The 5,993-nt window shown below is 73.4% G+C and carries 1 pseudogene; it reads right to left on the bottom strand.

What is annotated here, in order from left to right:
* Positions 1-5,993, bottom strand: a pseudogene (locus AC6LJ9_RS30100) (hemagglutinin); the annotation flags it as partial.

The raw sequence follows: 5,993 nt of genomic DNA, 5'->3' as shown, positions 1-5,993 counted from the left end.
GACCCGGCCGGCGGCCGGGTCGACCGCGCGCGCCGTCAGCGAACCCGCCTGGTTGAAACGCGCCGACACGTCGATCACTCCGCCCTCGGCCTGCAGGATGTTGCCGCGCGCGCTGTCGAGCAGCACGTCGCCGCCCCAGCTGTAGCGCGTCAGTTCGCCGAAGGCCGCGCCCCGGCCCCCGGCATCCAGGCGCGAGCGCGCGCCCAGCACGATGTCGCCGTCGGCCTCGATGCGGATGCGGCCGCTGGGCGCGGCGAGCCGCGTGTCGACGAAGACCGACGCGCCCTTCAGGCCCAGTTCCGCGCCCAGCCCCGCTGCCGTGGACGGCGCCGCGCCATCGCTCGCGGTCACGCGCAGCGCGCCGCCCGCCGTCATCCGGATCACCGAGCCGGCCTCGCCCGTCAGCAGGGGCGTGCGGATCAGCAGGTCGCCACCGCTGTAGCGATAGCCCGCGCCGCTCTCATAGCCGTCCTGGCTGCGGTAGACGGACAGGCTGCCGCGCTGGTTGGCGGTCAGGCGCCGGCTCGCGTCCAGCACCACGGACGAGAAACCCAGCGCCAGCCGGCCATCGCGCCGCAGGCCATCCGGCTGCGCCTGCGCGCCGTAGCCCAGCACGATCTCCTCGGCCTCGATCGCCAGCGTGCCCGCGCCGGTGCCGGCGCCGCCCGCCACAACCGAGGCCGGCGCGGCGGCCGAACCGGTCCACACCACGCGCGGACTGCGTATCGCCGCCACATCGCCCGCGCCGCCGTAGCCGTAGATCGCGGGCGTGCCGATCACCAGGTTCTGCAGGCTCGACCGGCCCGTCGCCGGATCGCGCGTGTCCAGCGTCGCGCCGCCGTAGAAGTTGATGGAGTCGTAGGCGTTCAGGATCAGGTTTTCCAGCGCCGGCGCGCCGCGCGCGGTATCGCCGCGCAGCAGGCGGCCCAGCACGTCCTGGTTCAGCGTCAGGCCCGACACCAGCTTGCCGGCCGCCTGCACGGCGGCCAGGGTCGGCGCGTCGCCCACGTTGAGCGCGCCCACCGACAGAGACAGATTGCGCGCGCCGAAGCGCACGCGGTTGTCGAGTTCGAAGCGCTTGTTGGTGGCGAAGGCCAGCGTCCCTTCGGCGTAGAGCTGGGTCTGCCCCTCGCAGCCGGCCGCGCCGCAGACGCCGACCAGGATGGGCTGCGGCCCGCGCGCGCTGGCGGCCATGGGCAGCACGTCCAGCCAGCCATTGGACACCGCCAGCATCGAACCGGAATTGCTCTGGTCCATGTAGCCGGGCTGATAGACGAAGCCGTCGCGCGAATCGAACGGCGTCTTGCCCCGCCCCAGCGTACTGATGCCCGCGCCCGCCTCGATCGTGATGCCCTGGCCGAACGGGGAACCGACCACCATCAGCACTTCGGCGGCCGACAGCTGCGCGCCGGCGCGCAGCGTGATGCCGCGCGAGCCGTTGCTATCGCCGCCCACGAACTTGAAGAAGTTGCCGGACTGCCCGTAGCTCACTTCGGGGCGCGCGCCCAGCGCCAGCCGCGCCGCCGACAACGCATTCAGGTCCCCCGCCCGCAGCGACACCGCGTTGAGGCCGGGCGTGGCGACGCCGTCCGGCGCCAGCACTTCGATATGGCCTACGCCGCCCCGGTCCAGGACCGCCACGCTGCCCGCGAAGCCGCCCTCCGCCGCCCGGAAATCAACCTCGCCACGGAACCTCAACGCCTGCTCGCCCGCGCCCGGCGTGAACAGCAGCGACAGGTTGCGGCCGTCCTGCGGCAGCGAGGCGCGCGGCACGCCGAGACGCAGCGCATCGGCGCGCACGAACGCGGCATAGCTGGTCTCGTTGTACTGCGACAGCTTGCGCAGCGTGTCGGCCGGCGTCAGGATCAGCTGGCGCGGCAGCGCGTCGGCCACGCCCGCGTCCGGCACCGACAAGGCGCCGGGCGCGCTCCAGGACCCGTTGCGCATGGCGATGGCGCGATCCTGGCCGACGGCGCGCGCCGCGCCACCGTTGATTTCCACGCGGAACGCGCCCGGCAGCAGCGCATAGGTGGAGGGCAGCAGCGTATAGGTGCCCGCCGGCAGGCCGGGCACGCCCTGCGTCAGCGTCACGCGCTGCCCCGCGACCGGTGTCGAGGCGCCGCGCTCGCCGCCCGATGGCGCATGGCCGGGCTGGATGCCCGGCACGATGGCATAGACCGGATTGGTCGCCAGCGACGGCAGCGTGAAGCCGCCTTGCGGGCCTACCTGCATCAGCGGCGACATGCGCGCGTCGGTGGAACCGCCGCGCCCGGAGACAAAACCCGCGCCCCGCAGTTCGCCGCCGCCGCGCAGGTCCAGCAGCGACCCCGGCATCGATTCGATGCGCTTGCCGCTCAGGATCACGCCGCGCGTCGGCGAGATCACGCCCTCCAGTTCGACGGCCGCGCCCAGATGCGTCCAGGTGACGCCGTCCACGGTGCCGCCATAGGGCATGACCAGCCCGGCTGCGCTGGCGCTGGTGATGCTGCCAGGCAGCAGGCTGAGCTGTTCGGTGGCGCTGGCCGCGCCGTTCAGATAGCCCAGCGAGATCGTGCCCAGCGGCGCGCGCAGCACCCCGCCCTGTTCGATCCGGCCCGCCGACAGGCTCAGGCTGCCGAACACCGAATACGGCATGGCCGGCGCGGCGCCCGTGGATTGGATCGCCAGCAGGCCGTCCGGCTTGTGACTGACCCATGCGCTGCCGCCGTTATAGCCCGCGCGCACGGTGGCGATGGCATGGGTCGCGGGATAGAGCTGGGCCGCGCGCAGCAGCAGATTGCCGCTGGTTTCGAGTAGCGTGGGCGTGTTGACGCCGCGCTCGAAACGCAGGTCGCCGGCGCTGTCCAGCACGACGTCGCGAAAGCCCCGGCGATCAACCGTCACGCTGCCCAGCGGCCGCAGCGTGACGCTGCCGTTGACGTTCATGCGCACTTCGTCGCGCACGTCGATCATCTGGCCCGACAGGCGCAGCGTCGCGTCGGTCGCGCGCGCGGACACGCCGACGCGCACCACCGGCGCGGTGTGCCAGTCCTTGCCGCGCACCACCGCGCCCGCCAGCCGCAGATACGGCGCGGCCAGGTTGATGCGCGCATCGCGCGGCGCGTTCTCAGACAGGCCCATCGAGGCCGAGTACAGGCTCAGGCTTTGCGCCATGGCCAGACTGAGATTGCCGTCGAAGCTGATCATGCCCTGGCTCAGCAGGGCCAGGTTGCCGAAGCCGCCCGCCGCGACCCGGTCCATGCCCAGGCTGCCCTCGCCATAGCTCAGTCCCGAGGCGGCCGATTCGGGTGTGGCGTCCGCCTGCCAGGCGTAGGGCGCGTGCGTCTGCCGCAGCACCAGCTCGCGCGGCCCCAGCACGCGGCGCGTGGCCAGCGCGTCCTGGTACAGCGGCGCCTCCAGCGCCACCGACAGCGAGCCGCCCGCCGCGCCCGCGCCGCCGGCCCGGGCGATCAGGCTGCCGTCCAGCCGCAGGCCGTTGCCCGAAGCCAGCGCGATGCTGCCGCCATGGCTGGCCACGCGCAGCGGCGCGCCGGCCGGCCCCAGGTCCAACACCGCTTCCGCGCCCGAGGCGTCGAGCCGCGCGCCGGCGCGCAACACCACGAACAGGTTGGCGGCCTTGGATTCGCTGGCCTGATGGTCGATCTCGCCGCCCACGACGATGCGGCCGCCGTCGTTCACCCAGCCGTAGCGACGGCCGCGCGCGTCGATCGCCGTCACGGCGCGCGCCGCCGCGTCCAGCACGGCGGCATCGCCCAGCCAGATGGAACGTCCATGGCCCGCGGCGATCAGCGCGGCATCGACATCGGCGTTGGTCTTGATTTCACCCAGGACGATGCTGCCGCCGGGCGCGCGCAAGATGCCGTCGACCGTCAGCTGGCCGACGCTGCCCAGCCGCAGGCTTTGTCCGGGGTCCACTTCCAGCAGCGCGCCGCGCGCCACATTCAGCACCGTCGCGCGCGCGGTCGCCAGGCTGGAGGCCTGCACGCCGGCGGCCAGGCTCAGGCCAGCGCCCTTGCGCTGGGTCAGCTCGGCCTTGACCGCGTCATCCTGGTAGAGCGGCGGCGTCCAGGCCTGCAGCGCGCCGGCCTTGTCCAGCGCGCCGGCAGCCTGATCGGCGTAGCGCAGCATCGGCATGACGACGCGCACGGCGGCGTTTTCCGCCACTTCAAGTTCGCGCTTGCCGGTGATTTCGTAGCGGGCAAAGCCCAGGCTGAACAGGTCGTCCCGCAGCAGCGTCCAGGTTGCGTCCTGGTCCGATCGCGCGGCCCGCGCCGGCTGGATGCGCACGCGCTCGCCCTGGATGCGCAGCGTGCCGCCGCCGTCCGCCCCCAGCGCGGAAATCTCGCCCGACAGGTCCAGCACGCCCACGGCGACGGCCGGGCCCGCGCCGGCTTCGAACACCGCGTCGCCGCCCTTGCCCGCGCGCCGCTTGCCGCCCGCCAGCACGGCGGCGCCGCTGTCCAGGATCACGCCCGAACCCGCGTCCAGTTTGATGTTGCCCGAGCTGCGCAGCGACACCAGGCCGCCATTGCCATAGGGCAGCAGCGCATGGTCCTGCGGCCGCGCGCCCAGGTTGGCCCACAGGCCGCCCACATCCAGCGCCGCGCCGGCGGCGACCTGCACGCCCACGGCGCGGCCGGATCCGCGCGGCAGGGCCACGCTGTCCTCCACGCGCCCGCTCGGGGTCAGCTGCCGCAGCACGTTGCCGGCCTGGATGGCGCCGCCCGGCGCGGAGATGCCGGCCTTGATATCCACCCAGGGCGCGTACATCACGGCCTCGCCCCCGGGCGCCAGCCGCAGCGCGTCGTTCACCGCCACCGTATCGACGGCGGCCAGCCTCAAGCCGCCCAGCACTGCCTGGTTCAGCCAGGCAGCGCTCAGGCGGATCTCGCCGGCGCCGGCCTCGCCCTGGCCCACCGTGATCTTGCCCGCGACGCCCGTCAGCCCCCAGGCCAGCGTCTTGCCCGCCTCGTCATAGCGCGGCAGATAGCTGCCCACCACCAACTCGCCGCGTCGCGCGGCGGCATGCTGCGGCTGCAGGAAGCCGTCGAGCGCCGCCTGCGGCGCATCGGTCTGGCGCGGCCCCAGATAGGTTTCGCCCGTCATCCCGCCTTCCAACCGCGCGCTGCTGGCCGACACCACCAGCCGGCCCGCGTCGCGTCCCACGGTGTAACCCGACTCGTAGCGCTGGCGCGGCGCGATCAGCGGGTTGTAGAAGGTGCGCGTGGCCCGCTCGCCCCAGCGCTCGTGCTTCTGCTCGAAGCCCTTGTACAGGCCGGTGTAGAGCAGATCACCCGGCGCGCGCGACAGCTCGTACAGGCGGCCGTCCGCGCCGCGCAGCCAGCTCTGGCGGATGTAGCCGTCCCGCACGTCCAGCGTGCCGCCCGACAGGTTGATGTCCGAGCCGGCCCGCGTGACCAGCTCGCCGCCCGTGAACGTCGCCGTGCCGCCCTGCGCCAGCCACTCGCCGGCGCCGCGCCCGCTGGTCGCCAGATAGCCGCCCACCTCCAGCAGTCCCCCCGCCGTGTACCAGCGCTCGCTCTGGTAGCCGTTCACGCCCGCGGCCACCTTCACCAGCGTGCGCCGGTCCACCCACACTTCGCTGTTGTTCAGGTTCTTGCTGTCACGGTTCACCGGCGAGTCGCGCTGCTCGTTGCCCTGCACGTCGATCCGGACGCTGTTGGACTCCATCGCCACCTTCACGCCGATCGCGCCCGCCACGTCCAGCCGCGCGCCCGCGTCCACCAGCGCCTGCTTGCCCGCCGACACCGCGATCTGCCCGCCGGTCGCCACCGTGGTCGAACCGCCCGCGAACAGCGCCTGTCCGCCCGTCACCACCTCGATGCGCGACAGGTCGCGCCGGTCCGCCACCGTGCTCAGGTGGTCATACACGCCTTCCGTCTTGTTGGTCGCCTGGCCATCCAGCGCCTTCAGCGCCGCGTCCCGCTGCCCGTCCAGACCGGTGAGCGCCGACGACTCCAGCACCACGGCGG

The sequence above is a fragment of the Achromobacter sp. 1011811831 genome (assembly GCF_059760905.1).
The sequence above is the reverse complement of the archived record's forward strand: the minus strand, read 5'-3'. Positions and strand labels throughout refer to the sequence as shown.